Origin of the sequence: Microcystis sp. T1-4 (assembly GCF_000297435.1) — a bacterium.
GTDB lineage: Bacteria > Cyanobacteriota > Cyanobacteriia > Cyanobacteriales > Microcystaceae > Microcystis.
Window position 1 is genome coordinate 1 of sequence record NZ_CAIP01000173.1, and the last position, 3,561, is coordinate 3,561.

The 3,561-nt window shown below is 45.4% G+C and carries 5 protein-coding genes; all 5 read right to left on the reverse strand.

Annotated elements, in window-relative coordinates; translation table 11 throughout:
• Positions 1-88 precede the first annotated feature (88 nt).
• Positions 89-745 carry a Uma2 family endonuclease gene (locus MICAI_RS10520; protein WP_008201430.1) on the reverse strand — a complete coding sequence of 219 codons (657 nt, stop codon included), beginning with the start codon at positions 743-745 and terminating at the stop codon, positions 89-91.
• A gap of 7 nt (positions 746-752) precedes the next feature.
• Complete coding sequence (locus MICAI_RS10525) at positions 753-1,406, reverse strand: Uma2 family endonuclease (RefSeq protein ID WP_008201433.1); 654 nt, start codon at positions 1,404-1,406, stop codon at positions 753-755.
• A gap of 64 nt (positions 1,407-1,470) precedes the next feature.
• Positions 1,471-2,526 (reverse strand): 3-deoxy-7-phosphoheptulonate synthase, encoded by a 1,056-nt coding sequence (gene aroF, locus MICAI_RS10530; RefSeq protein WP_008201434.1) that lies wholly within the window; start codon positions 2,524-2,526, stop codon positions 1,471-1,473.
• Between the two features lie 58 nt (positions 2,527-2,584).
• Positions 2,585-3,049 carry a PAM68 family protein gene (locus tag MICAI_RS10535; protein WP_008201436.1) on the reverse strand — a complete coding sequence of 155 codons (465 nt, stop codon included), beginning with the start codon at positions 3,047-3,049 and terminating at the stop codon, positions 2,585-2,587.
• Positions 3,050-3,073: 24 nt separating this feature from the next.
• A complete protein-coding gene (gene rpsO / locus MICAI_RS10540; RefSeq protein ID WP_002738807.1) occupies positions 3,074-3,343 on the reverse strand; it encodes a 30S ribosomal protein S15 in 270 nt (89 codons plus the stop codon).
• Between the last annotated feature and the right edge of the window lie 218 nt (positions 3,344-3,561).

Below are 3,561 nucleotides of genomic sequence, written 5' to 3' on the forward strand. Positions count from 1 at the left end.
AGTTATTACTCATTCTTAATTCTCCTGTCTCCTGACTCCTGACGACCGGCTCCTAACCCCACCAACAAACTTTTTCAGCAAACCCTAGTTAATTATTTTTAGCTAGTTGACTAACAACCCATGCTCTTAAATTCTTTTCTGCTTTAACTTCATCCTCTTTAGCAGTGGCTAAAAATTCATAGAGTTTAGTTTTGGGAACTAGGGGAAAAGTGGGACTAAATTCTTCTTCCTGATAAACCTCCTTTTCTAACCGATAAATGCGCCAGATTTGTCCATTAAAACGCCATAATTCCGGCACTCCCAAACGGGCATAAAGTGCTAATTTATTAATATCCGTATGGGTTATATCCACTTCCACCACTAAATCTGGGGGCGGATCTTCAGTTAAATTAATCCTTTTTCCTAGCACTTTAGCTTGATTTTGAATATAGTAAGCATTGTCAGGTTCTGCCCCCCGTTCTAAATCTTCCCTAGCTAGAGTTGTGGAACCCAGACTTTTAATTTTTAAACCCAATTCTACCACCAAAATCCGAATAAATAATCCGATTAATTCTCGGTAAAACTCGTGTTCTTCTAGGGGCATAGTAATCTCTAAAGTACCACGATCATAAAATAAATGGGCGCGATTATTTTCCCCTATTGCCTGTAAAATTTGCCGATAGGATAACCAACTGAGATGATTAAAAACTACCCGTTTTTCGCCCCTAATTTGCTCAGTATTTAACTCCAGAGGAACTGTCACCATAATTACCTCAACTTTCAGCTAGTTGACTAACAACCCATGCTCTTAAATTCTTTTCTGCCCTGACTTCATCCTCTTGAGCAGTGGCTAAAAATTCATAGAGTTTAGTTTTGGGAACTAGGGGAAAAGTCGGACTAAATTCTTCTTCCTGATAAACCCCCTTTTCTAACCGATAAATGCGCCAGATTTGTCCATTAAAACGCCATAATTCCGGCACTCCCAAACGGGCATAAAGTGCTAATTTATTAATATCCGTGTGGTTTATATCCACTTCCACCACTAAATCTGGGGGCGGATCTTCAGTTAAATTAATTCTTTTTCCTAGCACTTTAGCTTGATTTTGAATATAGTAAGCATTGTCAGGTTCTGCCCCTCGTTCTAAATCTTCCCTAGCTAGAGTTGTGGAACCCAGACTTTTAATTTTTAAACCGAATTCGGACACCAAAAAATAGATAAAACGTCCGATTAATTCTCGATAAAACTCGTGTTCTTCTAGGGGCATAGTAATCTCTAAAGTGCCACGATCATAAAATAAATGGGCGCGATTATTTTCCCCTAGGGCCTGTAAAATTTGCCGATAGGATAACCAACTGAGATGATTAAAAACTACCCGTTTTTCGCCCCTAATTTGCTCAGTATTTAACTCCAGAGGAACTGTCACCATAACTGCCCCGAAAAGCGAAATTTATGCCCAAAAAAGGGGGTTGATTCACCCCCTTATTATCTTATTAAACCAGTGCTGGAACCTGGGGCCAACGCTCGATCGTCTTACCGATGACCGCTAACTCCCGCGTTAACTGGTCGAACCTGTCGGGGGTCAAGGATTGCGGCCCATCGGATAGGGCCTTGGCTGGGTTAGGATGTACCTCGATCATCAAGGAATCGGCCCCAGCTGCCAGGGAAGCCATGGCCATGGTCGGTACATATTCCCATTTACCCGTACCGTGGCTAGGATCGATCATGATCGGCAGGTGGGTTAAAGTTCTTAAAACGGGAATACAGGATAAATCTAGGGTATTACGAGTATATTTACTGTCAAAGGTGCGGATACCGCGTTCGCAGAGAATAACATTGCTATTTCCTGCCGCGAGGATATATTCTGCCGCCATCAGCCAATCTTCAATAGTGGCCGCCATGCCGCGCTTGAGTAGGACTGGTTTCGGTTGCGCCCCAACTTTTTTCAAGAGGGAAAAATTCTGCATATTGCGGGCCCCCACTTGCACCACATCGGCTATTTCGACAATCTTATCGAGATCCGCCGCGTCCATTACTTCCGTGATAATACCCAAACCACTGGCATCTCTAGCCGCCGCTAGTAATTCTAAAGCGCTTTCCCCGTGACCTTGGAAAGCATAGGGAGAAGTGCGGGGTTTGTAGGCACCACCCCGGAGGAATTGCGCTCCGGCTGCTGCCACTCGTTTGGCAGTTTCCACGATCATCGCCTCATTTTCCACCGAACAGGGGCCGGCGACAATGCTAACGGTATGATTTCTGCCGATGGGGATAACACCGTTAGGAGTGGGGACTAAAACCTCGCTGTATTCCCCGTGACGGTATTCTAAAGAGGCACGTTTGAAGGGTTGTTCGACTCGCAGGACGGTTTCGATCCAAGGGCTTAGTTCTTGGATTTGTAGGGGGTCTAATTCCCTGGTTTCTCCGACTAAACCGATGACAACTTTATGCTTACCGACGATTTTTTCAGGACTTAATCCCCATGCCTCGAATTCGGCACTGACGCGCTCGATTTCAATTTCCGGGGAACCAACTTTCATGACAATAATCATGGCATTAACCCTTTATTTTTTCCTTTAATCTCTATTGTTGACGATTTCTAGAGGTTATCTATTTTTCTTCCACTTCTTTTTTGCCGGACCGCCACGCGGCGATCGTTCTGCCAAAATTAGCTTGAAATTCTTGCCATCCTAGCCAATCCCCCACCCGATCCTCGTCCCAAGAAGCGGAGAAGATGCCATAACTCAGACCGATAAAACCTAGACCAAATAGGCTTAAACTGACGAGCATGGCGACGTAGGAAGGGATTTCGAGAAGATTGTGGCTAATAATCCAGTAGAAGCCAAAAAAGGAAGTTATCCCCAATACTGTCGGAATGCCACAAAATACCGCCATCCGTTTGGCCATCCGTTGACTGACCGCTTGCGGAATTGCCTTTAAGCTGGTTTCCTCGGAGCGAGTCTTTATCGGCGGTGGCACGGGACTAGGGGCAATTTTCGGAGTTTTTCGCTTATTTTGGCGCGGCTCAAAGGGAAGACGTTCTTTTTTCTCCGTCGATTTCGATTCAGAGGCCATGGTAGGGATGCAAGGGGGGTAAGCTTAACGGCGAATTCCGAGACGACCGATCAGGGTTTGATAACGTTGTTGATCTTTCTTCTGAATATAGGTTAACAGTCCCCGACGACGACCGATCATCTGGAGTAATCCCCGACGGGAAGCGTGGTCTTTCGGGTTAGCTTTCAGGTGTTCGGTCAGTTGGTTGATTCTCTCGGTTAAGAAAGCTACTTGTAACTCCGATGATCCTGTATCGGTTTCGTGGGCCTGATATTGGCTGATTAGTTCTTGTTTTTTGGTCTGGGTTAAGGCCATAGGACTCGTGATCTCTGCTTAAACACTGCAATCTATCATAGTATCACGTTTCCGGTCGCTCCGTAAACATTATTCGGGTAATAGGGTTTTGGGGTGATAGGGTGATAGGGTTTTGGGGTGATAGGGTGATAGGGTGATAGGGTGATAGGGTTTTGGGGTGATGAGACAACTTCCCCACTTCCCCACTTCCCCACTTCCCCACTTCCCCACTTCCCCAC